27 protein-coding genes are annotated in these 25,313 nt (G+C 67.1%); 20 read left to right on the top strand and 7 right to left on the bottom strand.

The window, feature by feature from the left end; all coding sequences use genetic code 11:
* The first annotated feature begins 4 nt into the window (after window positions 1–4).
* From HB662_RS18700 to HB662_RS18665, 8 genes are all read left to right on the top strand, one after another.
* On the top strand, window positions 5–1,159 hold the full coding sequence (locus HB662_RS18700) for a hypothetical protein (RefSeq protein WP_168051459.1): 1,155 nt from the start codon (window positions 5–7) through the stop codon (window positions 1,157–1,159).
* Window positions 1,156–2,310 carry a hypothetical protein gene (locus tag HB662_RS18695; protein WP_168051457.1) on the top strand — a complete coding sequence of 385 codons (1,155 nt, stop codon included), beginning with the start codon at window positions 1,156–1,158 and terminating at the stop codon, window positions 2,308–2,310. The genes HB662_RS18700 and HB662_RS18695 overlap by 4 nt, the downstream gene beginning before the upstream one ends.
* Window positions 2,311–2,382: 72 nt before the next feature.
* Entirely contained in the window at window positions 2,383–3,018 is a 636-nt protein-coding gene (locus tag HB662_RS18690; RefSeq protein WP_168051455.1) for a histidine phosphatase family protein, read from the top strand.
* A gap of 110 nt (window positions 3,019–3,128) precedes the next feature.
* Window positions 3,129–3,803 carry a lipid-binding SYLF domain-containing protein gene (locus HB662_RS18685; RefSeq protein WP_245185723.1) on the top strand — a complete coding sequence of 225 codons (675 nt, stop codon included), beginning with the start codon at window positions 3,129–3,131 and terminating at the stop codon, window positions 3,801–3,803.
* A gap of 113 nt (window positions 3,804–3,916) precedes the next feature.
* Window positions 3,917–4,882, top strand: a complete 966-nt coding sequence (locus HB662_RS18680) for a glycosyltransferase family 2 protein (protein ID WP_168051452.1) — start codon at window positions 3,917–3,919, stop codon at window positions 4,880–4,882.
* Window positions 4,883–4,927: 45 nt separating this feature from the next.
* On the top strand, window positions 4,928–5,302 hold the full coding sequence (locus HB662_RS18675) for an Hpt domain-containing protein (RefSeq protein WP_168051450.1): 375 nt from the start codon (window positions 4,928–4,930) through the stop codon (window positions 5,300–5,302).
* A gap of 6 nt (window positions 5,303–5,308) precedes the next feature.
* On the top strand, window positions 5,309–6,835 hold the full coding sequence (locus tag HB662_RS18670; RefSeq protein WP_168051448.1) for a sigma-54-dependent transcriptional regulator: 1,527 nt from the start codon (window positions 5,309–5,311) through the stop codon (window positions 6,833–6,835).
* Between the two features lie 67 nt (window positions 6,836–6,902).
* Window positions 6,903–7,286, top strand: a complete 384-nt coding sequence (locus tag HB662_RS18665; protein ID WP_168051446.1) for a hypothetical protein — start codon at window positions 6,903–6,905, stop codon at window positions 7,284–7,286.
* Between the two features lie 3 nt (window positions 7,287–7,289).
* On the opposite strand, the gene HB662_RS18660 is transcribed toward HB662_RS18665, so the two are convergent.
* The 3 genes from HB662_RS18660 to HB662_RS18650 form a co-directional block, all read right to left on the bottom strand.
* Complete coding sequence (locus HB662_RS18660; RefSeq protein ID WP_168051444.1) at window positions 7,290–7,808, bottom strand: GNAT family N-acetyltransferase; 519 nt, start codon at window positions 7,806–7,808, stop codon at window positions 7,290–7,292.
* A 71-nt stretch (window positions 7,809–7,879) separates the two neighbouring features.
* Entirely contained in the window at window positions 7,880–9,076 is a 1,197-nt protein-coding gene (locus tag HB662_RS18655; protein WP_168051442.1) for an amidase, read from the bottom strand.
* A 109-nt stretch (window positions 9,077–9,185) separates the two neighbouring features.
* A complete protein-coding gene (locus HB662_RS18650) occupies window positions 9,186–9,887 on the bottom strand; it encodes a GNAT family N-acetyltransferase (RefSeq protein WP_168051440.1) in 702 nt (233 codons plus the stop codon).
* A gap of 127 nt (window positions 9,888–10,014) precedes the next feature.
* On the opposite strand from HB662_RS18650, the gene HB662_RS18645 reads away from it, so the two are divergent.
* The 5 genes from HB662_RS18645 (at window position 10,015) to HB662_RS18625 (ending at window position 14,885) form a co-directional block, all read left to right on the top strand.
* Window positions 10,015–10,827, top strand: a complete 813-nt coding sequence (locus HB662_RS18645; protein ID WP_168051438.1) for a ferredoxin--NADP reductase — start codon at window positions 10,015–10,017, stop codon at window positions 10,825–10,827.
* 119 nt (window positions 10,828–10,946) lie between these two features.
* The gene (locus HB662_RS18640) at window positions 10,947–12,071 is read left to right on the top strand and encodes a TRAP transporter substrate-binding protein (protein WP_168051436.1); all 1,125 of its coding nucleotides are present in this window, start codon (window positions 10,947–10,949) and stop codon (window positions 12,069–12,071) included.
* Between the two features lie 87 nt (window positions 12,072–12,158).
* Window positions 12,159–12,755, top strand: coding sequence for a TRAP transporter small permease subunit (locus HB662_RS18635; protein ID WP_168051434.1), 597 nt, complete (start codon window positions 12,159–12,161; stop codon window positions 12,753–12,755).
* Window positions 12,752–14,164, top strand: a complete 1,413-nt coding sequence (locus HB662_RS18630; protein WP_168051432.1) for a TRAP transporter large permease — start codon at window positions 12,752–12,754, stop codon at window positions 14,162–14,164. The genes HB662_RS18635 and HB662_RS18630 overlap by 4 nt, the downstream gene beginning before the upstream one ends.
* 7 nt (window positions 14,165–14,171) lie before the next feature.
* A complete protein-coding gene (locus HB662_RS18625; protein WP_168051430.1) occupies window positions 14,172–14,885 on the top strand; it encodes a hypothetical protein in 714 nt (237 codons plus the stop codon).
* A 17-nt stretch (window positions 14,886–14,902) separates the two neighbouring features.
* On the opposite strand, the gene HB662_RS18620 is transcribed toward HB662_RS18625, so the two are convergent.
* Window positions 14,903–15,274: a hypothetical protein gene (locus tag HB662_RS18620; protein WP_168051428.1), complete on the bottom strand. Its 372-nt coding sequence runs from the start codon at window positions 15,272–15,274 to the stop codon at window positions 14,903–14,905.
* Between the two features lie 40 nt (window positions 15,275–15,314).
* Between HB662_RS18620 and HB662_RS18615 the strand changes: the two genes are divergently transcribed.
* The 4 genes from HB662_RS18615 to HB662_RS18600 all read left to right on the top strand — a co-directional run bounded on the left by HB662_RS18615 (window position 15,315) and on the right by HB662_RS18600 (window position 21,243).
* Complete coding sequence (locus tag HB662_RS18615; protein WP_168051426.1) at window positions 15,315–16,253, top strand: ArsR/SmtB family transcription factor; 939 nt, start codon at window positions 15,315–15,317, stop codon at window positions 16,251–16,253.
* A gap of 14 nt (window positions 16,254–16,267) precedes the next feature.
* Window positions 16,268–19,768 (top strand): methionine synthase, encoded by a 3,501-nt coding sequence (gene metH / locus HB662_RS18610; protein ID WP_168051424.1) that lies wholly within the window; start codon window positions 16,268–16,270, stop codon window positions 19,766–19,768.
* Window positions 19,769–19,879: 111 nt separating this feature from the next.
* The gene (locus HB662_RS18605; RefSeq protein WP_168051422.1) at window positions 19,880–20,689 is read left to right on the top strand and encodes an energy transducer TonB; all 810 of its coding nucleotides are present in this window, start codon (window positions 19,880–19,882) and stop codon (window positions 20,687–20,689) included.
* The gene (locus HB662_RS18600) at window positions 20,683–21,243 is read left to right on the top strand and encodes a cob(I)yrinic acid a,c-diamide adenosyltransferase (protein ID WP_168051420.1); all 561 of its coding nucleotides are present in this window, start codon (window positions 20,683–20,685) and stop codon (window positions 21,241–21,243) included. Before HB662_RS18605 ends, HB662_RS18600 begins: the two co-directional genes overlap by 7 nt.
* Before the next feature lie 4 nt (window positions 21,244–21,247).
* Here HB662_RS18600 and HB662_RS18595 read toward each other — a convergent pair whose 3' ends face one another.
* The gene (locus HB662_RS18595; protein ID WP_168051418.1) at window positions 21,248–21,874 is read right to left on the bottom strand and encodes a glutathione S-transferase family protein; all 627 of its coding nucleotides are present in this window, start codon (window positions 21,872–21,874) and stop codon (window positions 21,248–21,250) included.
* Between the two features lie 95 nt (window positions 21,875–21,969).
* Between HB662_RS18595 and HB662_RS18590 the strand changes: the two genes are divergently transcribed.
* Complete coding sequence (locus tag HB662_RS18590; protein WP_245185722.1) at window positions 21,970–22,449, top strand: disulfide bond formation protein B; 480 nt, start codon at window positions 21,970–21,972, stop codon at window positions 22,447–22,449.
* Entirely contained in the window at window positions 22,449–23,006 is a 558-nt protein-coding gene (locus HB662_RS18585) for a demethoxyubiquinone hydroxylase family protein (RefSeq protein WP_168051414.1), read from the top strand. The genes HB662_RS18590 and HB662_RS18585 overlap by 1 nt, the downstream gene beginning before the upstream one ends.
* Before the next feature lie 10 nt (window positions 23,007–23,016).
* Here HB662_RS18585 and HB662_RS18580 read toward each other — a convergent pair whose 3' ends face one another.
* Together HB662_RS18580 and HB662_RS18575 are read right to left on the bottom strand one after the other, a co-directional pair.
* Window positions 23,017–23,592, bottom strand: a complete 576-nt coding sequence (locus tag HB662_RS18580; RefSeq protein WP_168051412.1) for an HNH endonuclease — start codon at window positions 23,590–23,592, stop codon at window positions 23,017–23,019.
* Window positions 23,593–23,744: 152 nt separating this feature from the next.
* On the bottom strand, window positions 23,745–24,410 hold the full coding sequence (locus HB662_RS18575; protein ID WP_168051410.1) for an alpha/beta hydrolase: 666 nt from the start codon (window positions 24,408–24,410) through the stop codon (window positions 23,745–23,747).
* A gap of 41 nt (window positions 24,411–24,451) precedes the next feature.
* On the opposite strand from HB662_RS18575, the gene gluQRS reads away from it, so the two are divergent.
* A complete protein-coding gene (gluQRS, locus tag HB662_RS18570; protein ID WP_168051408.1) occupies window positions 24,452–25,309 on the top strand; it encodes a tRNA glutamyl-Q(34) synthetase GluQRS in 858 nt (285 codons plus the stop codon).
* Window positions 25,310–25,313 lie beyond the last annotated feature (4 nt).

Below are 25,313 nucleotides of genomic sequence, written 5' to 3'. Positions count from 1 at the left end.
GCACATGTCCGAAGGTTCAAGACCAGCCACCCCGGCCGGAGCCGCCGCCCTCCAGGCGCCGTTGCTCGCCGTGATGCGGGAGGCTTTGCGCAACCCCGTCGGGCGCGTGGCGCTGCGCGTTCCCGCCATGCCGCCGCATCGTCGTCGTGTCGCGCGGGCCTTGCTGCAGGAAGGCGCCCTGGCTGCCGGTGGCATTGTGCTGGATGGCCCCGATGACGAGTTGCTGCTGATCGGGGCCGAGGCCGGACGGGCCGACCGGCTGCGCGGGCTGCTCGACCGCCTGATCGGTGGTCAGGTCACCGGATCGTGGTCGCTGGAGCGCGATGTGCAGGCATTGCTGGATTACGCCGCGGCGGCGGAGGCTGGCGCGCGTGGGCCTGGCGGCATCGGGCCGGCGCTTGCGGGGCTTGACGGATGGCTGCGGGCCCTGCCGCTGGACCGCGTGGTGCGGCGGGTGACGGGAATGCGGCTCGATCCTTTGGGCGGCCCGGCGCGGCCGGCCTTCCTGCGCCTGTCCATCGCACGCCAGCCGCTTGCCGGCTTGCTCGGCGAACTGGGAACGGATGCAGACCTGCTCGACCATGCGGCGCGGGCCCTGGCCGCCAGGCTGTTGCTCGCCATTGGTGACCCCGCGCAGCGACGGGAATTGATGGGCACATCCCTGCCGGGGCCGCTGCACCTGCCTGTACCGCCGAGGCCGCTGACCGGGCGTGGCGAAGGTGGCGGCGGAGGTGGGCGCGGCGCGCTGGTGGCCACACTGGGGCTGGAACTGGTTGCCGACCCGGGGGCCCTGCAGGCGCGCCGGGAAAGCCTGGCCCTGCAGGGCTGGGCGGTGGAGCTTGATGGCCTATGCGCTGCCTCGATCCGCCTGCTGGCGCTCGAGGCGCTGCCCGCGGATTGGCTTCGCATCGCCTGGTCCCCCGCGCTAGCGGCGCCCGCGGTCATGGAGGCCCTGCGCCGGGCCGACCCCGCGCGAATCATCCTGGCCGGTGTGAACGACCAATCGGCCCTGGAATGGGCCAACCGGCTGGGGTTGCGACTGCTGGAAGGGCCAGCCGTGGCGGCCGAGCAGGGGCTGCCGGCGGCGCCGCTGCCCAAGGCGGCGTTCAGTGCGGCCAGCCGCCACGCAGCGGTCGCGCCCGCCAGGCCCGCGGCATGAGAAATGACATCGACGGCGACCGGCGCCCAGGCGGGGTCCGCGCTGCCGCAGAACTGGCAACGCTGGTGCGTGAGAGCGTCGCCGCCAATGCGGTGCGCGAGGTGCTCCACCTGCGCCTGTCCGGCCTCGGTCCCGCGGCGCGCCGGCCGCATCACCAGCGGCTGCTGCGGGATGCGCTGGAACCTGTCCTTGCCGCGGCGCGCACCCGTGTCTTCGACCTGCCCAATGGGGATGTGGTGGCGGTGTCCGCACCACCCGGGCTGGTTCTGGAGACGGCCCGCCTCGCGCTGCTGCGTACGCTGGACGCCGCGGCGGGGGAAGCGGTGCAGGCGATGCGGCTGCCGGCCGGGGCCGCGCAGTTGCTGGCAATCGCCGCTGAAAGCCTGGGCATGGGCCAAGTGGATGAGCCCCCCCCTGCGGCCGCGGATGCTAGCCCGATCAACAGCTTCGATTTGGCGATGGCCGAGCGATCGCTGGCGCAGGCGGATCTGGAGGCCATGACGACCGCTCAGGGCGTCTGCCGCCTGGACCCGGAAGGGGAGCCGGCGGAGCCGTTGTGGGAGGACCGCCGCGTTGCCTGGGCCAGCTTGGCGGCGGCGGTATTGCCGGGCGTCGATATCGGAAGCTGCTCCGCCCTGCAGCGGCGTCTGGCGCGGCTGGCGGAACTGCGAATGCTGGCGGAGGTCGGGCGGCCGGCGGTTCAATTGGCTTGGCGCCGGGTCGGACTGGCGGTGGTACCGGCCACGCTGGCGACGCCTGCCTTCCAGCGCTTCGACAGCGGCTTGCCGGCCGGGCGGCGGCAGGACATCACGCTGGCCTTCCGGCCGGCGGATATCCTGGCCGATCCGGCCGGCTTCCTTACCGCGCGGGATCTGGCGCGGGGGCGCGGCTATCGGACGGCGCTGGATGACGCGCCGCCCGAATTGCTGGCGGTACTGCCGCCGGAGCGCCTGGAGCTGGACCTCTTGCGGTTGCGCTGGTCCGCCGATCTGCCGGTGGCGACGCCGGCTTGCCTCGAGCGGGCGCTGTTGCGGCCGGATCAGGTGGTGCTGGTTGGCGTGGATCGCCCCGCCGCCATCGCCTGGGGGTGGGAAGTCGGCATCCGCGTCTTTCAGGGCCCCCTCGTGGAGCGCCGCCGCCGAAATGGCTGATCTGCGGTAACCGGGGCGGCGCCGCTAAGCGCCACCCTTCCGGCGCGCCGGCGATCCGGCTAGATCGAGGCCGTGCAGATCACCCGGTTGTTCCTCGTCCGTCATGCGCTGGTGGAGCCATCCGCCCGCGCCGTCGTCTATGGCAGCATGGATGTCGCGCTTTGCGAGCTTGCCCTGCAGCAGGAGGCAGCATCCTACCGCTGGCTCGCGGCGCGGCTGCCGGAGCGCGCGCGCTGGGTAGTGACACCGCTTTCCCGTACCCGCGCCACGGCGGCCGCCATCTTCGCCGCCGGCTATGCGCCCGCATCTCTGGAAGTGGAGCCGGATCTGGCGGAGCAGCATCTTGGCGAATGGCAGGGCCTGTCGCATGAGCGCTTTGCCGAGCTGATCCGTCACCCGGCGCACCCCTTCTGGCCGCACGGGGCGGAGGAGAAGCCGCCTGGCGGCGAATCCTTCGCCGAGGTGGTGGAACGCGTTTCCGCCGTGCTCCACCGCCTGGTGCAGGAGACCCCGGGGCAGGACATCGTGATTGTGGCACATGGCGGCTCGATTCGGGCCGCCATCGCGCAGGCCATGCAGCTCACCCCGCACCAGGCGCTGATCTTCTCGATCAAGAACCTGTCATTGACCCGTCTGGAGCGCCACGGCGCGGATTGGCGCGTCGCCGCGGTGAATGAAGAGCCTTTCACCCTTCCAGCCCAGGCCTGAGCCGGCGGGGCCTGTCGCCACCGCGGTCGCTTCGCCTTGGACACCCGAGTCGCTGGCATGTAGACTGTTCCCTGACATAGGGTTGCGGGGGGCTTTTCATGTTCCGTGGGATGATGCTCGCGATCGGGCTGTTGTTTTCCCTGCCCGTGGTTTCCCTGCCGGCCGCCGCCCAGCAGGAAGAACAGGCGCTCGTCGATCGTGCGACCCTCGCGGTGCAGGAATTGATGACCACCGGCGACATGACGCAGGACGCTGTCGGCTTTCTGCAGAGGGCTCGGGCGGTGATGGTCTGCCCGCGGGTCTTCCGCGCCGGCTTCATCCTGGGCGGGGAAGGCGGATCCTGCGTCCTGGTTGGCCGCGATGGGGCCGGGTCCTGGTCTTCTCCGGCCTTCTACGGCCTCGGTTCCGGCAGCGTTGGACTTCAGATTGGCGTGCAGGATGCCATGGTGGCCATGATGATCATGACCGACCGCGGATTGCAGGCGGTGATGGACAGTCAGTTCAAGGTTGGCGCGGATGCCTCGCTCGCACTCGCAACCATTGGCGGCGGCATCCAGGGGAGTACCACGGCGGCCGCAGGGGCGGACATCGTGGCGATTGCCAAGGCACGCGGGCTGTTCGCGGGCGTGACGCTGTCCGGGTCCGTGCTGTCCTACCGGCCTGAATCGTCACGCGCCTATTACGGAAGGGAGCATTCGGCCCGGCAGATCGTGGTGGCCATGGAGGCCCACAATCCCGGCTCAGATCCGCTGCGCGCCATGCTGCTGCGTTACGGCCAGCGTTGACTTCAAGGCGCGGCCGCTCCGCCTGCCGCGCCCGGATTCGCAAAATGCAACGCGTAATGCTGGTACGCGGCATGCACTGACGACCTCAATGCGATCATCCCCCGGATCGCGCGATGCAAATCGAGAGGATTGTCGTGCACCCCCAGCCCAAGCTCAGTGTCGTGATCCCTGCCCGCAACGCGTTGCGTTGGCTGCCGGGCGCGATTGCTTCGCTCGGCGCTTCAGCCGAGATTGAAATACTGGTCGTCGATGACGGCTCGCAGGATGGAACGGGCGACTACCTCCGCGGCATCAAGGCGGCAGACCGGCGGGTGCGGCCCGTCTTGACGGCGGGGCTGGGGCCGGCTGCAGCACGCAATGCAGGCCTTGCTGCGGCGCAGGCGCCGTTGGTTGCCTTTCTGGATGCGGATGACCGCTGGCGCCGCGGCAAGATTGCGGCGCAGATGGAACTGCACCGCCTGCACCCTGACCTCGGCTTTTCCTTCACCGACCACCGCCGCTTTGCCGAGGATGGCACCGAGCTCGCGACCGGCTTTGGCCGCTGCCGGATGTTTGCCGCACGCCATAGCATGCGGCGGGAGGGTTTCGTGCTGGAGCATGATGCGCAGGCAGCCATCTATGCGGAGCCACTGGTGGCGACATCCACCGTCATGGCTAGCACGGCGCTGCTCCGTGCCGTCGGCGGCTTCAATGAGCAACTGCAGCGATCCGAGGATTGGGATCTCTGGCTCCACCTCGCAGCTTGCGCACCAGTCGGTTGCCTGCCGCGCACCTTTGCGGACCATCTGGTGCGCGCGGTGGATCCGGAGGGTGGCGAGGGACTGGCGCAGCGCACTGCGCGGCGTCGGGTCGCCGAAGCCTACGCCCTGCCAGTCAGCCATCTGGACCAGGAAGCCGTGTTGCACTGCAGGAGCAGTCATCTGACGCTCGAAGCCGATGGCGCTGCGCTCGCGGGGCTGCGCGTCCAGGCCGCGCTGCTCCGGCTGACGGCCTTCGCGCAGCGGCCGAGCCGCAAGATGGCACGCGCCGCAGCCCTGGATCTGTTTGGCATCCGGCGCCTGGACCAACACGTTCCGTGAGTCGCACTGCCTCGTTACCTTGACGACGCTGGATGCGTTGACCCCATGGCTTTGCAATGCGAGAGGTGGATCGTGAGCGCAATAGACCCCGAAATCGCCGGACAGCTTGCGTCGGACCTGCCGCGCGAGGATTTCGTTCGGATTGTGCGGACGTTTGAGGATGATCTCGGTCGGCTCGCCCGGATCCTCGAAACATCAGTCGCCAACGGCGACGAGGATGGATACCGGCGGGCGGCGCACAGCCTGGCCGGTGCGGCCGCAGCCGTCGGCGCGCGGCGCCTGGAGCAGGTGGCGCGAATTGCGATGGATCATCGCAATCCGGCCGACCCGCGCGCCCTGGCACTGCAGGTGAGGCGGGAGGCATCCGAGGCCTTGGCCGAACTCGCCGCATTGGCGGAGCACCCGCCCGGGGCGGACTAGGGTTCTATGGCTGCGGCAGCTTCACGGATCCTGATCGTCGAGGATACACCGACGCAGGCCGAGGTTGCCGGCGCCTTGCTGCGGACGCTCGGCCTTGAAGTCCGCGTCGCGGAGACGGGCGCAGCCGCGCTCGAGCAGGCGCAGGCCTGGCGGCCGGATGCCATCCTGATGGACCTGGACCTGCCTGATTTTTCGGGGTTCGAGGCCATGCGCCGACTACGCGCGGAAGGCGTTGAGGCGGCCATCATCGTCGTCACGGCGCATGGCAGTGTGAATCATGCGGTGGAGGCAATGCGACAGGGCGCCGTCGACTTCATCGTCAAGCCCTATGCCAAGGCGCGGCTGACAGTCACGCTTCAGAACGCGCTGGAGAAGCGTGCGCTCGTGACCGAATTGCGCGAGGTGAAGGCGCAACTTGGCCGCGATCGCTTCTTCGGTTTCATTGGCGCATCGCCTGCGATGCAGGCTGTGTACCGGACGATCGAGAGCGTTGCGGCCAGCAAGGCCAACGTCTTCATTACCGGCGAAAGCGGCACCGGCAAGGAACTCGCGGCCGAGGCGGTCCACCATGCGAGCCCTCGCAAGGGACGCCCCTTCATCACCCTGAACTGCGGTGCGATTCCGCGTGACCTGCTGGAATCAGAAATATTCGGCCATGTGAAGGGGGCCTTCACCGGCGCCACGGACAATCGGTCCGGCGCAGCCAAGCTGGCCGACGGTGGCACGCTGTTCCTCGACGAGATTGGCGAAATGCCACTCGATATGCAGGTGAAGCTGTTGCGCTTTGTCCAGACGGGAACCTTTCAACCGGTTGGCGCGTCGCGGCCGGAGAAAGTCGATGTCCGGATCGTGTCCGCCACCAATCGCGATCCATGGGTGGAGGTCGAGGCGGGACGGTTCCGGGAGGATCTGTACTACCGCCTATACGTCGTGCCGCTGCACATGCCGCCACTGCGTGAACGGGGCTCGGACGTTCTGCTGATTGCGGCGCACTTTCTGGCAGCTTTCGCGAGGGAGGAGCGCAAACGTCTGCGCGGCTTCGAGCGGGCTGTGGAGCAGGTCCTGGCTGCCTATGCCTGGCCAGGGAATGTTCGCCAGTTGCAGAATGTGGTGCGGAACATCGCCGTCCTGCATGATGGGGACCGGGTCGAGTTGTCCATGCTGCCACCAATGCTTCTACGTGGCGCGACCGGGCAGCCAGTTGCGGCTGTGGAGGAGGCTGGCTGCCCTCTGGTGGATCCGAAGGTGGCTGAGATCGAGCGGTCAGAGCCACCATATCCGGCCCCCACTGAGCCCCAAGCGGTGCTCTCCAGTTCGCCGCAGACGCCTTTCGCGGCCACACCGCAGGCGCGACCCGATCATGAGGAAGTGTTTCAGTCTTTGGCAGAGGTTGAGAAACGCCACATCCTCGCGGCGCTTGATCGGGCCGATCAGGACGTGCCGCGGGCTGCTGCGATGCTCGGGGTCAACCCTTCGACCATCTATCGGAAGCTACAAGCGTGGCGCGGCGAGGCAGCTTCGAGCAGACACTGAGTACCTGCCGGGAGCCATTGGACGATTTCAGCGCTTCGGTCGTGACCGAGGTCGTCGGGAGATGCGGATGGAGACGATGCAGACATTGGCGGACCACAGCATCCGCCGCGCCTTGAGCTTTGCGGGGCTGGGTGTCGTCACGCTGATGCTGGCGCTTTCGTACGACCTGCCACTGGCTTTGCGGACGGGAGGCAACATTCTTGCCCTTGTCTGCCTGGGCCTGCTCTGGGCCGCCTGGCGCACGCCGCGGCGCAACCTGCGGCGGAGCGAGCTCTGGTCGCTGCTGCTGGAACATGCCTCGGCCCTGGTGCAGAGCCTGCCTGCCGCGGAGGCCCAGCGGCTTATGGCACGTACGCTTCGCCAGCGCCTGGTCTGGCACGCCGAGCAGGTCGGCGCGGTCGCCCTGGCGCTTTGGGTCCTGGCGCTGCTGCTGAGCCTCGTGATGGCCTGACAATCACAGCGGCGAGGTGCGATCACCTTCGCCCAGGGCCCGCTGCATGAAGACCACATCCACCCAGCGACCGAATTTCAAACCGGCTGCCTTGAGCACACCGGCCTGCCGGAACCCGAGCGAGACGTGCAGGCCGATCGAGCCAACATTCTCAGAGTCGCCGATCACCGCCAGCATCTGCCTGAAGCCGCATTCGGTGGCCCGGCGGAGCAGGATCTCCACCAGGGCCTTGCCGACGCCCTGCCCGCGCACGTCGTCCCGCACATAGATCGAGTTTTCGGCGCAGAAGCGATATGCGGAACGATCCCGGAACTGGTTGAAGTAGGCGTAGCCGATGACGACGCCTTCCTGCTCCGCAACCAGCCAAGCCCAGCCGGCGCCCTGAACCTTGGCGATGCGTTGCACCATCTCCTCAGGACCCGGCGGGTCTTCCTCGAAGGTTCCGGTGCCGAGCTTCACATGATGGGCGTAGATCGCGGTGATGGCAGGAAGATCGGCCGCGATTGCGTCACGAATCAACATGGGCAGGGTCCCGGAGGCAGCAACGCCTCAGCGATTAGGCTGGCGGGCGCGGAGGGGCAAGCGCGGGCGGCCTAGACCTGAAGACGGAGCTCCGAGGCCACGCGCTCCGCCACCGCCAGCAGGGCGCGGTCGCGGCCCGGCGCCGCTACCAGGGACAGTCCCACCGGCGCGCCATCCACCCGGGCGACAGGTAGCGATACCTCGCAGAGGCCCGCCAGGCCCGCGATCGCCGTCACCCCCATCGTGCGTTCCCGCACCGCCTGCTGGGAGTCCGCGCTCACATCCAGCAGCGGCGCCGGGACGGGGGAGGTCGGGTAGACAAGCACGGCACCGCCAGCGAGCAGGGCCTGCGCGCGCTGCCGGAACTGCGCACGGAATGCTCGCGCCTTCCCCGCCAAGGACGGATCTGTTGCCTTGGCGGCGGCGAAGCGCTCGCCTACGCCTGGACCAAAGGCGGGGCGGGTCGCCTCGACCCAGGAGCCGAGGCTTGCCCATGCTTCCTCAGCCTGAGCAGCCCGGAAATTCTCATAGAGCTGGGTCAGACCTTCCGGCGCGAGATGCATGGAAAGGCATGGGCCGAGAACCCGCTCTATCTTTGCCAGGGCACTGACCAGGGCGGTGGCCGTCTGCGGCACGGCGTTAACCCAGGCTTCCTGCACCTTGATCAGCGGTCCCAGCGCGCCCTCTCCGCCCGGAGGCAACAGAACATCGCCGACCCGTCGCAGGACCGAGGCGTGCGTTGCGAACCAGCCGGCGGTGTCGAAGCTGGGGCCGAGTGGGCAGGCACCTGTCAGGTTCACCGCGCCCCAGGAGGGGCGGATGCCGAAAATGCCGCAATAGCTCGCTGGAATCCGGACCGAACCGCCCGTGTCGGTGCCAAGCGCGAAATCGACCAGGCCCGCTCCAACCGCAGCCGCGGACCCGCAGGAGGAGCCGCCGGGAAAGCGATCTGGCGCCGCTGGATTGATCGGCGTGCCGTACCACACATTCTCGCCGGTGAGGCCGTAGGCGAGTTCGACCGTCTTCGTCTTGCCACGTAAAGCCGCACCGGCCTGGAGCAGCGCCATGATGATTGGCGCGGTGGCCGCAGCAGGGGCATGGGTCCGCTGCCAGTCCGGGTTGCCATATCCGGTCGTGACGCCGGCAACGTCGAAAAGATCTTTGACGGCAAAATCCAGTCCGGCGAGCGGCCCTGCCGTCGCACCAGCCAATTCAACCCAGGCGCCTGGCACAAAAGCGCCAACCCGATCTTCCAAGACACGCGGCATGGCAATGCCTCCGTTACCATCCCGAATCGGATGAAACCCTGCTGCAGGATGCATTTAAATACAACAGGCCGCGCCTGCTGATCTACTCCACCCCCGACAACGCTCCGTGTCAGGCGTCAGCGGGGGGCAGGGGGGCTTCTGTCAGGGATCGGCGTGGGCGCCCCTGGTGGTCCCAGTTCGAGTCGTCGAGCCAGGCCGCAATCCGGTCGCGTCGTGCCGGCCACTCATCGGCCAGGATCGAGTAGAAGGTCGTATCGCGCCGCCGGCCCTTGACCACCAGATGGGCCCGCAACTCGCCCTCATGAATGAAGCCCAGCCGCACGGCCGCGCGGCGCGATGGCGCATTGAGCGCGTTGCACTTCCACACCAGGCGCCTGTAGCCGAGGTCGTCCATGGCGTGGCGCATCAGCAGGAACATTGCCTCGGTTGCCGCCCGGGTCCTCTGCAGTCGGGGCGAAAACCAGATGTGGCCAAGCTCGATTGCCGTGTTGGCAGGCTGGATCTCCATCAGGGTAAGCCAGCCCGAAACGGCGCCACTGCTGTGGGGGCGTACGGCCCAGGCCATCGGGTCATGCTGCGAGGCGAAGGCTGCGACGTGCCGCTGCATCGCGGAGGCATCGGCAAAGGGCCCATAGCCCAGATAGGCCCAGCCTGCGCCGTCCACATCCGCCTGGGCCGCCTCCCACAACTCGGCCGCATGCCGGACGGCAAGTGGCTCGAGGGTCACGGCATGCCCGCGATGCGGGACGCGCGCAGGCAGGGGGCGGGGCGTTGCATCGACGGGCACGCCCAGTGGCGGCTGGTTGGTCATGCGGGGATGGTGCCTTTAGCGGGTGCGGTGGCCACACCATGCCGCAGGCTTGCGTGGCAGGCGAGACGGGTGTCGACGCGAAACCAATCGCATTGCAGCAGAGGCTGCTTTGTCGCATAGGGGCGACATGTCCTCCCCCAGCGCCCCTCCGGCCGCAGTGGCCGCACCGCCCGGGTTCTTCCTGGAGCGGGTCCTGACGGTCCATCATTGGACGGACCGGCTGTTCTCCTTCACCTGCACGCGCGACCCGCACTTCCGGTTCGTGGCTGGCCAGTTCGCCATGATCGGCCTGATGGTCGAGGGCAAGCCGCTGGTGCGTGCCTACTCCGTTGTCAGCGCGCCATGGGAGGAGCACCTGGAGTTCTTGTCCATCAAGGTGCAGGACGGCCCCCTGACCTCCCGCCTGCAGCATATCCTGCCAGGCGACGGGGTTCTGATCGGCCGCAAATCCACGGGCACGCTGGTGACGGAAAACCTCATTCCTGGCGGCACGCTGTGGCTGTTCGCGACGGGCACCGGCTTGGCCCCGTTCCTTAGTCTGGTGCGGGAACCTGAGACCTACGACCGGTTCGAGCGTGTGGTGGTCGTCCACGCAGTGCGGGAGGTCGCCGAACTGGCCTACCATGACCTGCTCTCCCGGGACCTACCGGAGCATGAGCTACTGGGCGAACTGGTGCGCGACAAGCTGGTCTATTACCCGAGCGTGACGCGGGAGCCGTTCCGTAACCAGGGCCGTCCCACCACCCTGGTCGAGAGCGGCCGACTCACCGCTGATCTCGGCCTGCCGGCGCTTTCTCCTGAGCGTGACCGCGCCATGTTGTGCGGCAGCGAGGCGATGAACGCGGATATGCGAGCCATCCTGGAGGCGCGCGGCTTCACTGAGGGCGCCAACAACCGGCCGGCGACCTACGTGGTTGAGAAGGCCTTCGTCACGAAATAGCTGCTGAATTCCCTCCCCGCAGCTAACTGTTGCGTGCCAATCTGGCGATGCCTATTGAGGTAAGGGAAGCAAGCCGTCGAATGTTCCGAAGTGGGCAGACGGCACGTCCGGAGGGAAGCATGAACGAGAAGTCCTCGCACGGGGCTGGCCGCCGTGGCCTGCTCAAGGCGGCCGCCGTTGGCGCCGCAGGTACGGCCGTCCTGGCCACTCCCAATGTCAGCCGCGCGCAGACCGTCAATCTGCGGTTCCAATCGACCTGGCCGCAGCGTGATATCTTTCACGAGTTCGCCAATGACTTCGTTACTCGTGTCAACGCCATGGCAGGCGGGCGCCTGCGCCTGGAATTGCTGCCTGCCGGGGCCGTGGTCGGCGCATTCCAGCTGCTGGACGCGGTCTCGGCCGGTACGCTGGATGGCGGGCATGGCGTTTCGGCCTATTGGTTCGGCAAGAACAAGGCCTTCAGCCTGTTTGGCACCCCGCCGGCCTGGTTCGGCAACGCGCATGAATATCTGGGCTGGTTCCACTACGGCGGTGGCGAGGCGCTGTACAACGAGCTGATCCGCGACATCCTGCGGGTCAATGTCGTCGGCTTCCAGACCGGGCCGATGCCGACCCAGCCGCTCGGCTGGTTCAAGAACCCGATCACCAGCGCCGACCAGTTGCGCGGCCTGCGCTACCGCACCGTGGGCCTGGCGACGGACCTGTTCAACGCCATGGGCGCCGCCGTGACAGCCCTGCCGGGTGGGGAGATCGTGCCGGCGCTGGAGCGCGGCGTGATCGACGGCGCGGAGTTCAACAATCCCTCCTCCGACCGTGTCCTCGGCTTCCCGGACGTCGCCAAGAACTACATGATCCAGAGTTTCCATCAGAACACGGAAACCTTCGAGATCCTGTTCAACCGGCCGCGCTTCGAGAGCCTGCCGACGGAGATCCGGGCGATCATCCGCCACGCGTCGGAAGCTGCGTCCTCCGACATGTCGTGGAAGCAGCAGGACCGCTACTCCCGCGACCTGATCGAGATGACGCAGACGCAGGGCGTGCAGGTGCGCCCGACGCCCCGGCCCATCCTGGAAGCTCAGCTTCGCGCCTGGGACCAGGTGATCGCCAACCTCGAAAGCGATCCGTTCTTCAAGAAGGTGACAGACAGCCAGCGTGCCTGGTGCCGTCGCGTAGGGAATTTCTACCTTCGCTACCAGGCGCCGGCCGCGATTTCCTTCACCCACTTCTTCGCGCGCCAGAACTGATCCGGCGCGACTTCGCGTCGCGTGGACCCGCCCTGTGCCAAGGGGCGGGTCTTTCTTGATCTGGGCAGGAACGAGAGGAGGCAATTGGTGCAGGCTGTTCTGCTGACGGTGGACCGGTTCAGCGCCTTGATCGGCAAGGTTTTTGCCTGGCTGATTCTCGCGCTGACCTTGGCCATCTGTTACGAGGTATTCGCGCGATACCTGTTTCGGGCGCCCACGAGTTGGGCGTTCGACGTCTCGTACATGCTGTACGGCACGCTGTTCATGATGGCCGGCGCCTACACGCTGTCACGCGGCGGCCATGTGCGCGCTGACTTCGCGTATCGCCTTGCGCCGCCTCGCGTGCAGGCGGGCCTCGACCTTGCGCTCTATATCCTGTTCTTCCTGCCAGCGATGATTGGCATGATCATCTATGGCTGGGATTTCTTCCTGATTTCCCTGGGACAGAATGAGCAGTCCTCGGTCAGCCCGGATGGCCCGCTGATCTGGCCCTTCAAGTTTGTCATCTGCTTCGCCGCGGTGGTGGTGCTCATCCAGGGCTTCGCCGAGATCGCCCGCTGCGTGATCTGCCTTCGCGAGGGCGAGTGGCCGCAGAAGCTGAATGACGTCGAGGAGATGGAGGTGTTGGCGCTGGAAGCCGCGCGCCGTCAATACGAGGCTGACCGGGCGAGGGAGATGGCATGAGCGACCCGGTCCTTGGCATGGTCATGCTGGGAAGCTTCATCTTCATCATCCTTCTCGGCTTTCCGGTTGCCTTCACGCTGATGGCGATGGGCATTGGCTTCGGCTACCTCGCGATGGAAATGCGGGTCTTCGACCTGCTGGTGCAGCGCACCTATGCCGTCATGGCGAATGACGTTCTGATCTCGGTGCCGCTGTTCATTTTCATGGGCTATGTCATCGAGCGTGCGAATATCCTCGATCGCCTGTTCCGATCCCTGCAGATGGCTTCCGGCGGATTGCCGGGCGCCTTGGCGATCGCCACTCTTGCGACCTGTGCGCTGTTTGCGACGGCCACCGGCATCGTCGGAGCCGTCGTCACCCTGATGGGGCTGCTGGCCTTCCCGGCCATGCTGCGGGCTGGCTACGATCCGCGGCTCGCGGCCGGCGTCACCTGTGCGGGCGGGTGCCTCGGCATCCTGATCCCGCCTTCGATCATGCTGATCCTTTACGGGGCAACCGCCGGCACGTCGGTGGCTCGTCTTTACGCCGCTGCGTTCTTCCCCGGCCTGGGGCTGGCGCTGCTGTACATGCTTTATGTGCTGGCTGTCGCGACGCTGCGGCCCAACATGGCGCCGCGGCTGCCGCCGGAGGAGCGCAACGTGCCGGTTGGCACGATCCTCTGGGCGCTGGTGACCTCCTTCGTGCCGCTGGCCGCGCTGATCGGCGCGGTCCTCGGCGCCATCCTGTTCGGCCTGGCCACGCCCTCCGAGGCCGCGGCGATGGGCGCGATGGGGTCGATCCTGCTGGCCTTGCTGTACAATGCGCTCAGCTTCCAGCGGTTGAAGGAGAGCGTCTTCTTGACCGCCCGCACCACAGCGATGGTCTGTTGGCTGTTCGTGGGCGCCTACATCTTCACCTCCGTCTTCGGCTATCTCGGCGGCCACCACGTCATCGAGAACCTGTTCGTCGACCAGTTGAGCCTGAACACGGTGACGTTCCTGATCGTGACGCAGGTCATCATCTTCCTGCTCGGCTGGCCGTTGGAGTGGTCCGAGATCGTGCTGATCTTCGTGCCGATCTTCCTGCCGCTGCTGGACACCTTCGGCGTCGATCCGATCTTCTTCGGCGTTCTGGTGGCCCTGAACCTGCAGACATCCTTCATGACTCCGCCGGTCGCGATGGCCGCCTACTACCTGAAGGGCGTTGCACCACCGCAGGTGCGGTTGACGGAGATCTTTGCCGGCTGCCTGCCCTTCGTCGGCATCGTCGTGGTTGGCATGGCGCTGCTTTACATTTTCCCTGGCATCGCGACGTGGCTACCCTCCTACCTCTATGACCACGTGCAAACGGGACCGGTGCAGGATTTGATGTCCATCCCGGAGGGTGGCTTCGTGGTCCCCGAACTGCCCGACCTTCCTCCACTAGATTGAGCGCTTGATGAACGAAGGTGAGGGTCGCGCGGAGATCGCGGCCAGATGGCTGGTCGAGGCGCTGGAATCGGGCAACCCGCTGGCGCCTTTTCCAGCCGAGCTGGCTCCGGCCGATGCGCTGGATGGCGCCGAGATTGCGGCCGCTATTCTCGAGCAGACCGGGCATGTAGCGTGCGGCGTTCGCATTTTGCGCCGGCCGGACGGGTCAAGCCTGGCCGGCCCGGTGACTGAGGGCCGGCTTTTGCCGGCGGCGGCGACAGTGGCGTTGGCTTCGCTCCGCCACACCTCCGCAACCGCGGCCCTTCTGGGGGTGCTGGCTTCCTCCCTGGAACCGGAGGAGGCCGGGCCGCCGATCCTGGCCCGCCTGCATCCGGCCATCGACCTCGCTGCAACCCGCTTTTCCGAGGTGCCGGACGACGAACCCTCCTGCATCGCGGATCTCGCGTTACTGGGCTACCTCGTCATTGGAAAGTCGCGGCCCTGGCCGTCATCTGACGTACGGGTTGCGCTGGGTGCCGCGGATAGTCGGGCACGGGGTGTCCTTCTGGATCTGGACGCGGCCTTTCTGGAGGCGGCGACATCCGCACGAGCCCTGGGCGGGCTTCCGGCAGGCGCTGTTCTGGTTGTGGCGGGTCTCACGCCCGCGCAGGCGCCGCAGGTGGGCAGTGTGCTGGCGGCGCGGTTCGCCGGTATCGGGAAGGTCGAGTCCCGCTTCGCTTGAAGGCAGAACCTTCGGCGTCAGACGAGCCGGAATCGGGCGCGCGCTAGGGGGTCCTGGTCCAGTGCTCCAAGTACCTCGCGCTGCGCTTCAACGGTGCCGATCACGCCGATTACCTGATCAAACCAGGCGCAGCGCCCGCGGATGCGGGCCTGGAACATCCGGTCCAATGCCTCCGCCACCGCCCCGCGGCCGGCACAGCAACTGCAATCCACCTTGTGCGTCTGCTCACCAGGTAGGAACGGCATCTGGAACACCGCTGGCGCGGCTATCTGCTCAAGCCCGACCCCTTCCACGAGCAGGGCTGTGGCGGGCGCGCCCTGGAGTGCCGCTTCCAGGTGAGGCGGGCTGAGCAGACGCAACGGGATGCGGGCATCAAGGGACCAAGTCATGCGCTAGACATAAGGATATCTTTATGTCATTTGCAAGCGCATGGACGATCTCCTGGCCCAGCTTCGCGCCTCCGCCGAGCCGACGCGGCTCCGCCTGCTGTCGCTTTGCGGGCGCGGTTCATTCTGCGTTTCGGACCTGTGCGGCATTCTCGGCCAGTCGCAGCCCCGGCTTTCCCGGCACCTGAAGCTGCTGGTGGAGGCAGGTTTGCTGGAGCGGATGCCGGAGGGCGCCAACGTCTTCTTCCAGTTGCCGGCCGATGCCGACCTGGCGCGCCAGATCCTGGCCCGGCTGCCGGAGGATGATCCCCTTCTGGCGGCCGACCGTCGCGCCGCGGCCAGGCTGGCGGCGGAACGGGCGCGTGCAGCCTCGGATGCATTTCGGCGCCATGGCGCGGACTGGGACGAAATGCGGGCGCTGGAATTGCCGGCCGCCGAGATCGAATCAGCGCTGCTCCAGGCGCTTCCCGAGCGTCTCGATCGGCTGCTGGATATCGGCAGTGGTACCGGCCGGCTGCTGGAGATCCTCGCGCCCCGCTGCGCCGGCGCGCTTGGTGTCGATGCGAGCCGGGAGATGTTGGCGCTGGCGCGCGCACGCCTGGCGGAGCGGGGGCTGAGCCACTGCTCGGTGCGCCAGGCCGACATGTATCGCCTGCCACTGCCGGATGCGGGCTTCGATGCCGTGACGCTGCAGATGGTGCTGCACTACGCCGAGGATCCGGCCGCTGCACTGGCCGAGGCGGCGCGAGTCCTACGGCCCGAAGGCCTGCTGTTGATTGTCGACCTTGCGCCGCATGCGCGGGCCGATCTGCTTGGCCGGCATGCACATCGTTGGCCTGGTTTCGATGATGCGCAGATGGCTGGCTGGCTCGGTGCCGCGGGCTGTGCGCTGCGTACGGCGCGCAGCATCGATGGGCCGCTTGCTGTGCGGCTTTGGTTGGCCGAGCGCCAGCCGGTTTCCATTCCTGTCCCGTCTCGCTGAAGGGTATGCCCCGCATGTCTCGCCCGCATCTTCTCGACGCGCTCAAGGACCAGGTTCTGCTGTGCGACGGCGGCATGGGTAGCCGCGTCCAGGCACTGACGCTGGATGTCGACCGCGATTTCTGGGGCAAGGAGAACTGCACGGAGGTGCTGAACCTCTCGCGCCCCGACCTGGTTCGTGAAATCCACCGCGGCTACTACGAGGCTGGCGCCGACATGGTGCTGACCAACAGTTTCGGCGGGTCCCCGGTGACGCTCGGTGAGTTCGAGCTGGAGGACAAGGCGTTCGAGATCAACAAGCTGTCGGTCGAGCTGGCGCGCGAGGCGGCGGAGAGCTTCGCCGATGGCCGGCATCGCTGGGTGATCGGCGATATCGGCCCGGGCACCAAGCTGCCGAGCCTCGGCAATATCGGTTACGACGCGCTGGAAGCGGCGCTGGTCCTGCAATGCGAGGGGCTGATCGCCGGTGGCGCGGATGCGTTGCTGACCGAAACGAACCAGGACACGCTGTTCATCAAGGCCGCGGTGAACGCCGCCAAGATCGCCCGCGCCCGGGCGAAGTCTGACATTCCGATCTTCGTGCAGGTGACGGTCGAGACCACCGGCACTCTGCTTGTCGGCCCGGACATTGCGGCCGCGACGACGGTGGTACATGCGCTCGACGTCCCGCTGATTGGCCTGAACTGCGCCACCGGCCCGCAGGAGATGGCGGAGCATGTGCGCTGGCTGTCGCAGAACTGGCCCGGCCTGATCAGCGTGCAGCCGAATGCGGGCCTGCCGGAACTGGTGGATGGCAAGACGCATTACCCGCTCGGGCCGAATGATCTGGCGAGCTGGATGGAACGCTTCATCGTCGAGGATGGGCTTAACCTGATCGGCGGCTGCTGCGGTACCTCCACCCCGCATATCCAGGCGCTGGACCAGCTGCTGCGTAAGCTGGGTGGTGCGCGGCACCGGCCGGCGCCGGTGCCGCGCAAGCCTATCTGGGTGCCTTCCGTCGCCAGCCTGTATGGCGCGACATCGCTGCGGCAGGAGAACAGCTACTTCTCGATCGGCGAGCGCTGCAACGCCAACGGCTCCAAGCTGTGGCGGCAGCGCCAGGAGGCGCATGACTGGGATGGCTGCGTCGCCATCGGGCGCGAGCAGGTGGCGGAGGGATCGAACAGCCTCGACATCTGCACCGCCTTCGTCGGCCGCAACGAGACGCAGGAGATGGACGAGGTCATCCGCCGCTTCACCAGCAGCGTGAACAGTCCGCTGGTGATCGACTCGACGGAAACGCCGGTGATCGAGGCCGCGCTGAAGCTGCATGGTGGCAAGCCCATCATCAACTCGATCAACTTCGAGGACGGCGAGGAGGCGGCGCATGATCGCCTGAAGCTGGCCAAGAAGTTCGGTGCCGCGGTTATCGCGCTGACCATCGACGAGGTTGGCATGGCGAAGACAGCCGAGGACAAGCTTCGCATTGCCGAGCGGCTGGTGGATTTTGCCTGCAACAAGTACGGCTTGGCTCAGTCCGACCTGCTGATCGACCCGCTGACCTTCACAATCGCCACCGGCAATGAGGATGACCGCAAGCTCGGCCTGTGGACGCTGGACGGCATCCGCATGATCCGGGAGAAGTTCCCCGACATCCAGATCATCCTCGGCCTGTCCAACATCTCCTTTGGCCTGAACCCGGCGGCGCGGCACGTGCTCAACAGCGTGTTCCTGGACCACGCCGTGAAGGCGGGCATGACCGGCGCCATCGTCCACGTTTCCAAGATCAAGCCGCTGCACCAGATTCCGCCGGAGGAGGTGGAGGTGGTCGAGGACCTGATCTTCGATCGCAGGCGGGAGGGCTACGACCCGCTGCAGAAGGTGCTGGAGCTCTTCTCGGGCCGTAAGGCGGCCGACAACGTCAAGAAGGTCCGCGCCGAGACGGTCGAAGGCCGGCTCAAGGACCGCATCGTCGACGGCGACCGCAAGGGGCTGGGCGAGGAACTGCAGGTCGCGCTCGACCAGGGCAACACGCCGCTGTCGATCATCAACGACGTGCTGCTGGACGGCATGAAGGTCGTGGGCGAGCTGTTCGGTGCCGGCAAGATGCAGCTTCCCTTCGTGCTGCAATCTGCGGAGACGATGAAAGCCGCCGTGGCCTACCTCGAGCCACTCATGGAGAAGGTCGAAGGCCAGGAGAAGGGTACCATCGTGCTCGGCACGGTGAAGGGCGACGTGCATGACATCGGCAAGAACTTGGTCGACATCATCCTGACCAACAACGGCTACAAAGTGGTCAACCTTGGCATCAAGGTGCCGCTGCTCGACATCGTCGCAGCCGCCAAGGAACATAAGGCGCATGCCATCGGCATGTCGGGGTTGCTGGTGAAGTCGACAGTCGTAATGCGCGAGAACCTGGAGGAGATGAGCCGCCAGGGCATCGACATTCCGGTGATGCTCGGCGGCGCCGCGCTGACCCGCAACTACGTCGAGGATGACTGCGTGAAGGCCTATGCCTGCGGGCGCGTGGCCTATGCGCGGGATGCCTTCGATGGCCTGCACCTGATGGACAAGGTGATGGGCAACGGCTTCGAGGATTATCTCTCCGCCCTGCAGGCGAAGCGCGTCGGTAAGGCGAAGAACGAGAAGCGCACGCTCGGCCAGGCCGATCCGCGCGGTTTCGCGCCTGTCGACCTGGCCTATGCACAGGAACGGCGCCGCCGAGTCGCGGCCGAAAGCGCCGTGCCGGTGCCGCCCTTCTGGGGCGCACGGGTGGTGGAGGCGCCGCCGAAGGCGATCATTCCCTTCATCAATGAGCGCAGCCTGTACCAATTCCAGTGGGGCTTCCGGAAGGCCGGCCGATCGCTGGAGGATTTCCTGGGTTGGGCCAAGCAGGAACTTCGCCCGGTGCTGAAGCGCATGCTGGCGCTGGCGGAGGAACAGAAGATCCTCAAGCCGCAGGCCATCTACGGCTACTGGAAATGCGCCGGCCAGGGCAACGACCTGGTGCTGTTCGCCGAGGATGGCGTGACGGAGGTCTGCCGCTTCAACCTGCCGCGCCAGCCCAAGCCGGATGGCGAGTGCATCGCCGACTTCGTGCGCGACATCGACGAAGGGCCCGAAGGCCGTGACGTGATCGGCATGCAGGTGGTGACGGTCGGCCAGAAGGCATCCGACGTCGCGCGGGAGTGGTTCGAGGACAACCGGTACCAGGACTACCTCTATCTGCACGGCCTGTCGGTGGAGATGGCGGAGGCGATGGCGGAATACGTCCACAAGCGCATCCGCGCCGAACTGGGCTATGCCGGAGAGGACGACCGCGACATGGACCGGATGCTCCAGCAATCCTATCGCGGCGGTCGCTATTCCTTCGGCTATCCAGCCTGCCCCAAGCTGGAGGACCAGGAAGGCCTGCTGCGGCTGCTGAAGTCGGAGCGTATCGGCGTCTCGCTCTCCGACGAGTGGCAGCTTCACCCAGAGCAATCGACAAGCGCCATCGTGCTGCACCACCCCCGCGCCAAGTACTTTTCGGTCTAGTACTCGCGCTATCAAGGACATAGCACGGGCTTCATGGGCGCCGGGGCTCCGAGACGGGTGAGGGCAACGAGGGGCGGCCGTCCTCGGTCGTGGCCCGCAGGCACGGGCGCGATGCTGGGCGTGTCCCTGGCCCTGCATGGGGCCGTCGCGGTTGCGCTGGTCAGCCTGCAGCCTGGCCTGGTCGCGGAGACCCCTGAGCAGCAGGTGGCACTTGTCTGGTCCGAGCAGGTGCCGGGCGCCGGTGATGCGGCGGACTCCGCTGAGGCCGTGCCCGCCGCGCCCGCGGGCGCCGCGCCGCCGACCCAGCAAGACGCTGTCAGCGACCCCGTGCCTCGATCGCAACCGGAGCCAGAGCCCGAGCCCGAGCCCGAGCCCGAGCCCGAGCCCGAGCCCGAGCCCGAGCCGGCCCCGCTCACTGCCCCACCCAGCGAGGAACCCTCGGCCACCGCGGAGCAGGTGTCGGAGGAAGCCCCACCCCTGCCGCCGCCGGCCGCACCTCCACCACCGCCGCGCACTCCTCCGGCCAGGGCAGCACAGGGGCGGAATGCGGCGCTGTCACCGGATTTGGCTGGCCCGGCCGCGGCGACGGTGCCGATGGCGCAGGGTGCGGGGCAGGCGCTTGGCGCCGTGGTTCCGGCGAGCCTCCAGCCCGGTGCAGCCAATGCGCCGCCGGCCTATCCGCACGCCAGCCGGCTCCGCAACGAGCAGGGGCGTGTTACCCTGCAGGTTGAGATCGACCCGGCGGGGCGTGTGACAGATTTGCGGGTCAGGACATCATCAGGCTTCCCGGCCCTCGATCAGGCTGCGATCGAGGCGGTGCGCCGTTGGCGGTTTGAGGCGGCGCGGCGCGATGGCCAGCCGGTTCTTTCCACCACCGCGATCGGCATCACCTTCCAACTCGAAGGAGACCGACGATGGTAAGGTTGGATGTAATCACGACCCGTGGCGGTGACGCCGGGGAGACCTCGCTCGGCGACGGGTCCCGGGTGCGGAAGGATGCGCTGCGCGTGGCGGCCTATGGCACGGTGGATGAGGCCAATGCCGTGATCGGATTGGTGCGTCTGCATCTGGAGGGTGACCGGGTGGCCGACGCCATGCTGGCCCGCATCCAGAACGATCTGTTCGACCTCGGCGCGGATCTGTGCGTGCCCGGTGTGGGAGCGGACAGGCTGCGGGTGAGCGACACACAGTGTCTGCGGCTGGAAGCTGAACTGGCCGAGATGAACGCGCTGGTCCCGCCGCTGCGGAGCTTCGTTCTACCGGGCGGCAGCGCCGGTGCGGCCCATGCCCACCTTGCCCGCACCATTGTGCGCCGGGCAGAGCGGGATGTCGTTTCCCTCGCGACCGCGGACGCAGTTAACCCCGCCGTGATCCGCTATCTGAACCGTCTCTCGGACCACCTCTTCGTGCTGTCGCGCCGGCTCAACGGCAATGGCGCGCGGGATGTGACCTGGACCCCGGGCGCCAGCCGCTGAGGCGTCAGGTCAGCGGGCCGGAGGCATATTTGGCACAGCCGGGGCGGAGCAGCAGGCGGTCGTACCAACCACGCAGGTTCGGCATCTCCGCCCGCTCGATCGGCAGGGTAAACCAGCGATGCGCGTAGATACCCAGCGCGATGTCGGCGAGGGTGAAGTCTTCGCCGGTGATGAAGGGGCGCCCAGCCAAGTGCTTGTCGAGCATGGCCCAGAGCGTCTCCGCCTCGCTACGCGCCTTCTGGGTGGCGGGCCAGTCACGATCCGCTTCCGGGATGCGGACGTAGGTGAAGAAAACCGCGGTCATCGGCCGATTCACCGCTGCCACCTGCCAATCCATCCAGCGGTCGCAATCGGCGGCGAGGCGCAGATCGGCAGGGTAAATCGGATTGCCGGGCGCTCGCGACCGCGCCAGATAGCGCAGGATGGCGTTGCTTTCCCACAGGGCAAATCCATCCGCTTCCACAATGGTGGGGACCAGCGCGTTTGGGTTCATGGCGAGATAAACGGGCTCGCGCGTCTTGCCGAAGGCGCCGCCGGCGTCGATCCGCTCGAAGGGCAGGCCGAGCTCCTCGCAAAGCCACAGGACCTTCATGACGTTCGACGAGTTGGCACGGCCCCAGATGCGCAGCATGTCGGCGATTCCCCTCAGGATACGCCGTTACGGTATGGCCGCGCCGTCCAAGGGTCCAGTTGCCGCGGCCAGCGTGCTGGCGGATGAATCGGGTCATGGCACTTCCCCTCATCATCGCGATCCTGGCTGCGGCGGCGCCGCTTGCAGCCATGGGCTTCGAGTATTGGCCGGGCCTCGCACCCTGCGCCCTCTGCCTCTGGCAACGCTGGCCCTATTGGGTGGCGGCCGGGCTTGCCCTGCTGGCCCTGGCGGCGCCGCCGCGGTGGCGAGCCTGGCTGCTCGGCGGAGTGGGGCTGGCCATCGCCGTCTCGGCAGCGATCGCGGCGCTGCATGTGGGTGTGGAGCAGGGCTGGTGGCCATCGCCGCTGCCGGCCTGCCTGGCGCCCGGCGTCGGGGCCGGAACCAGCGTCGACGACCTTCTACTGAACATGGCGCCGCTGCCCACCAAGCCCTGTGATGAGCCGGCCTATCTGTTCCCTGGCCTGCCCCTTTCCGTCGCGGCGATGAACCTGATCTATGCAGCGCTGCTGACCATCTGGACGCTGCGCCAGGCGCTTCGCGAGAGGAGGTTCTGATGCCGAGCCGAGAGACCGTGGAGGGTCGCCTGCCGGGCGACCCGACCCCGCGTGACTATGTCAGCCGCACAATCCGCGTGGATCATGCGGGAGAGTACGGGGCGAAGCGCATCTATGAAGGGCAGATTGCCGTGCTTGGCCGCACGCGCTTCGGCCCGATCCTGGAGCATATGAAGGCGCAGGAGCAGGTCCACCTCGACACCTTCAGCCGTCTGATCGCCGAACGCCGCGTGCGCCCGACCGCCATCTTGCCGATCTGGCATGTCGCGGGCTTCCTGCTGGGGGTCGGGACGGCCCTGATGGGACACCGGGCTGCCATGGCCTGCACCGTTGCGGTGGAGGAGGCGATCGATGAGCACTACCGAGACCAGGCCGCGACGCTGGGTGACGACGAAACGCCGCTGCGCGAGGACATTGAGCGCTTTCGCGCCGAGGAACTCGAACATCGCGAAATCGGTCTGGCGAATGAGGCGGAACTGACGCCAGCCTACCGGCTGCTCAGCGCCGCAATCAAGGTTGGGTGCAAGGTGGCGATCAAGGTGAGCGAGCGCGTCTGAAACCGGCCGCTTAACTCTCCAGCTCGCTGTCCCAGTACAGGTAGTCCCGCCAGCTTTCATGCAGGTAGTTCGGTGGGAAGGAGCGGCCATTCTCCTGCAACTCCCAGCTGGTCGGCTGGCGTGGCACCTGGCGAGGGAACATGCGGCACTCGCGCGGCAGCTTGTTGCTCTTCCGCAAATTGCAGGGGCCGCAGGCGGTGATCACGTTATCCCACGTCGTGCGGCCCCCACGGCTGCGCGGGATAACGTGATCGAAGGTCAGATCCTGGGTGGGACGGCCCTCGCCACAATACTGGCATTCGAAGCTGTCGCGCAGGAACACGTTGAAGCGGGTGAAGGCCGGGCGCCGGGCGGCGGGAATGTAATCCTTCAGCGCGATCACGCTGGGCAGCCGCATCGTCACACGTGGCGAGTGGACTTCCGTCTCATATTCGGACAGCACCGACACACGGTCGAGGAAAACCGCCTTGACCGCGTCCTGCCAGGCCCAGACCGAGAGGGGGAAATACGACAGCGGTCGGAAATCCGCGTTCAGCACGAGCGCGGGAAATGACTGACCAAGCTGGAAGTGTCCGCCGTCAGGCAAGCGCCACTCCTATGAATGGCGACACTGGACAAATCTGGTGCTCGTAACGTTAGGCAAGCCCCAGATACTGTGGCAGCGCCGCGTTGACCTGATCTTCATGCCAGTGCCGTCGCGCCGGTGCAACCTGCAGAATGGATGCTTTCATGTATCGGTCATGCCGCCCTGCCCCGGAGAGCGCGCTGCAGGGTAAGCGCGCCAAGGCTGATGCCGGTGTCGTCGATGCCGTGGCCGAGGCCGGGGCATAACACGCTCTCGACCACGTAGGCAGCGCCGGTCAGGGTGCGTTCCGCGATGCGGCTGGCCTCGGCAGGAACTACCTCATCAGCCTCGCCATGGACAAGAAGGATGGCCGGCTGCGGTTCCGGTGGCGGCGGGAGCAAGGCGGGCGCCAACATCGCCCCGGAATAGGCGAGGATGGCAGCGCAACCGGGTGGATGGCGTAGCCCGAGTTGCAGCGCCGTCATGGCGCCCTGGCTGAAGCCGACGAGGGCCAGGTCCTGGTGCGTCAGACCCAGCTCCTGCAGGGTCTCGGCAATGGCGGCGGCCAGCCCCGATGCTGCGGCCTCCACGCCAGCCAGCATCATGGCTTCGGACCGATCCTGCAGGCTGAACCACTGCCGACCATAGGGCGCGAGGTCGCAGGGCTCGGGCCCATGTGGCGCAATAAACAGCGCTTCAGGCACCGCCTTGCCCCAGCCGGGTGCCAGGTCGATCAGGTCGAAACCATCGGCGCCCACCCCATGCAGCAGAAGCACGAGGTGACGGGGTGCGCCGCCCGCAGCCGGCCCCCAGCGCGGACCATCAAGACCAGTTGCCATGCTTGCTCCGATTCCCGCGGTTCGGCTACGCCATCTGGAGCATGACCGCGACCCGCCCCCCAGTCACGCGCTTCGCCCCTAGCCCGACTGGCTTCCTTCATCTCGGACACGCCCACGCGGCTCTGGTGGCATGGCGGACGGCGCGACAGGGGAGGGGGCGCTTCCTGCTGCGGATCGAGGATATCGACAGCACCCGCTGCCGGCCGGAATTTACGGAGGCGATCCTGGAGGATCTGCGCTGGCTTGGGCTCGACTGGGATGGGCCGGTGCGTATTCAGTCGCGTCATATGGCTGACTACCGGCGCACGCTTCTGTCCTTGCGAGAGCGTGGCCTCCTGTTCCCTTGCTTCTGCACGCGCAGCGAGATCGCGCGCGAGATCGCTGCTAGCGCCTCGGCGCCGCACGGACCTGATGGACCGCTCTACCCGGGTATTTGCCTACGGCTTCCGCCGGCGAAGGTGGCGGCTCGCTTGGCGAGCGGGGAACCGCACGCGCTGCGGTTGAACATGTCGCGCGCGCTGGCCTGCCTAGACGGGCCACTCACCTTCGAGGAAGCAACGCGGGGCCGGATTGCGTGCAACCCGGCCCAGTTCGGGGATGTGGTGTTGGCGCGCAAGGAGGTTCCTGCGAGCTACCATCTGTGTGTGACCCATGATGACGCAGAGGATGGCGTGACGTTGGTCACCCGTGGCGAGGATCTGCTGCCGGCGACAGACCTGCACCGCCTGCTGCAGCGGCTGATGAACTGGCCGGAGCCACGCTACGCGCATCATCCGCTGCTCGCCGATGCTGCCGGCCGTCGTCTGTCGAAGCGCGACGGGGCGCCGACGCTACGCGACCTCAGTGCCCGCGGCGCCAGCCCGGCTGAGGTCAGGGCATTGGCCGGCTTTCCGGATTGACCGC

It is taken from the genome of Falsiroseomonas frigidaquae, assembly GCF_012163145.1.
Classification (GTDB): domain Bacteria; phylum Pseudomonadota; class Alphaproteobacteria; order Acetobacterales; family Acetobacteraceae; genus Falsiroseomonas; species Falsiroseomonas frigidaquae.
The sequence above is the reverse complement of the archived record's forward strand: the minus strand, read 5'-3'. Positions and strand labels throughout refer to the sequence as shown.

Coding starts and splice junctions, on each gene's coding strand:
- HB662_RS18575 (WP_168051410.1), bottom strand. CDS start 24,410: ATGGCAACTGGTCTTGATGGTCCGCGCTGGGGGCCGGCTGCGGGCGGC.
- HB662_RS18600 (WP_168051420.1), top strand. CDS start 20,683: ATGGTAAGGTTGGATGTAATCACGACCCGTGGCGGTGACGCCGGGGAG.
- HB662_RS18670 (WP_168051448.1), top strand. CDS start 5,309: ATGGCTGCGGCAGCTTCACGGATCCTGATCGTCGAGGATACACCGACG.
- HB662_RS18665 (WP_168051446.1), top strand. CDS start 6,903: ATGGAGACGATGCAGACATTGGCGGACCACAGCATCCGCCGCGCCTTG.
- HB662_RS18680 (WP_168051452.1), top strand. CDS start 3,917: ATGCAAATCGAGAGGATTGTCGTGCACCCCCAGCCCAAGCTCAGTGTC.
- HB662_RS18650 (WP_168051440.1), bottom strand. CDS start 9,887: ATGACCAACCAGCCGCCACTGGGCGTGCCCGTCGATGCAACGCCCCGC.
- HB662_RS18685 (WP_245185723.1), top strand. CDS start 3,129: ATGATGCTCGCGATCGGGCTGTTGTTTTCCCTGCCCGTGGTTTCCCTG.
- HB662_RS18585 (WP_168051414.1), top strand. CDS start 22,449: ATGCCGAGCCGAGAGACCGTGGAGGGTCGCCTGCCGGGCGACCCGACC.
- HB662_RS18655 (WP_168051442.1), bottom strand. CDS start 9,076: ATGCCGCGTGTCTTGGAAGATCGGGTTGGCGCTTTTGTGCCAGGCGCC.
- HB662_RS18645 (WP_168051438.1), top strand. CDS start 10,015: ATGTCCTCCCCCAGCGCCCCTCCGGCCGCAGTGGCCGCACCGCCCGGG.
- HB662_RS18695 (WP_168051457.1), top strand. CDS start 1,156: ATGAGAAATGACATCGACGGCGACCGGCGCCCAGGCGGGGTCCGCGCT.
- HB662_RS18620 (WP_168051428.1), bottom strand. CDS start 15,274: ATGACTTGGTCCCTTGATGCCCGCATCCCGTTGCGTCTGCTCAGCCCG.
- HB662_RS18590 (WP_245185722.1), top strand. CDS start 21,970: ATGGCACTTCCCCTCATCATCGCGATCCTGGCTGCGGCGGCGCCGCTT.
- metH (WP_168051424.1), top strand. CDS start 16,268: ATGTCTCGCCCGCATCTTCTCGACGCGCTCAAGGACCAGGTTCTGCTG.
- HB662_RS18660 (WP_168051444.1), bottom strand. CDS start 7,808: ATGTTGATTCGTGACGCAATCGCGGCCGATCTTCCTGCCATCACCGCG.
- HB662_RS18640 (WP_168051436.1), top strand. CDS start 10,947: ATGAACGAGAAGTCCTCGCACGGGGCTGGCCGCCGTGGCCTGCTCAAG.
- HB662_RS18700 (WP_168051459.1), top strand. CDS start 5: ATGTCCGAAGGTTCAAGACCAGCCACCCCGGCCGGAGCCGCCGCCCTC.
- HB662_RS18595 (WP_168051418.1), bottom strand. CDS start 21,874: ATGCTGCGCATCTGGGGCCGTGCCAACTCGTCGAACGTCATGAAGGTC.
- HB662_RS18675 (WP_168051450.1), top strand. CDS start 4,928: ATGGCTTTGCAATGCGAGAGGTGGATCGTGAGCGCAATAGACCCCGAA.
- HB662_RS18605 (WP_168051422.1), top strand. CDS start 19,880: ATGCTGGGCGTGTCCCTGGCCCTGCATGGGGCCGTCGCGGTTGCGCTG.
- HB662_RS18625 (WP_168051430.1), top strand. CDS start 14,172: ATGAACGAAGGTGAGGGTCGCGCGGAGATCGCGGCCAGATGGCTGGTC.
- HB662_RS18615 (WP_168051426.1), top strand. CDS start 15,315: ATGGACGATCTCCTGGCCCAGCTTCGCGCCTCCGCCGAGCCGACGCGG.
- HB662_RS18630 (WP_168051432.1), top strand. CDS start 12,752: ATGAGCGACCCGGTCCTTGGCATGGTCATGCTGGGAAGCTTCATCTTC.
- gluQRS (WP_168051408.1), top strand. CDS start 24,452: ATGACCGCGACCCGCCCCCCAGTCACGCGCTTCGCCCCTAGCCCGACT.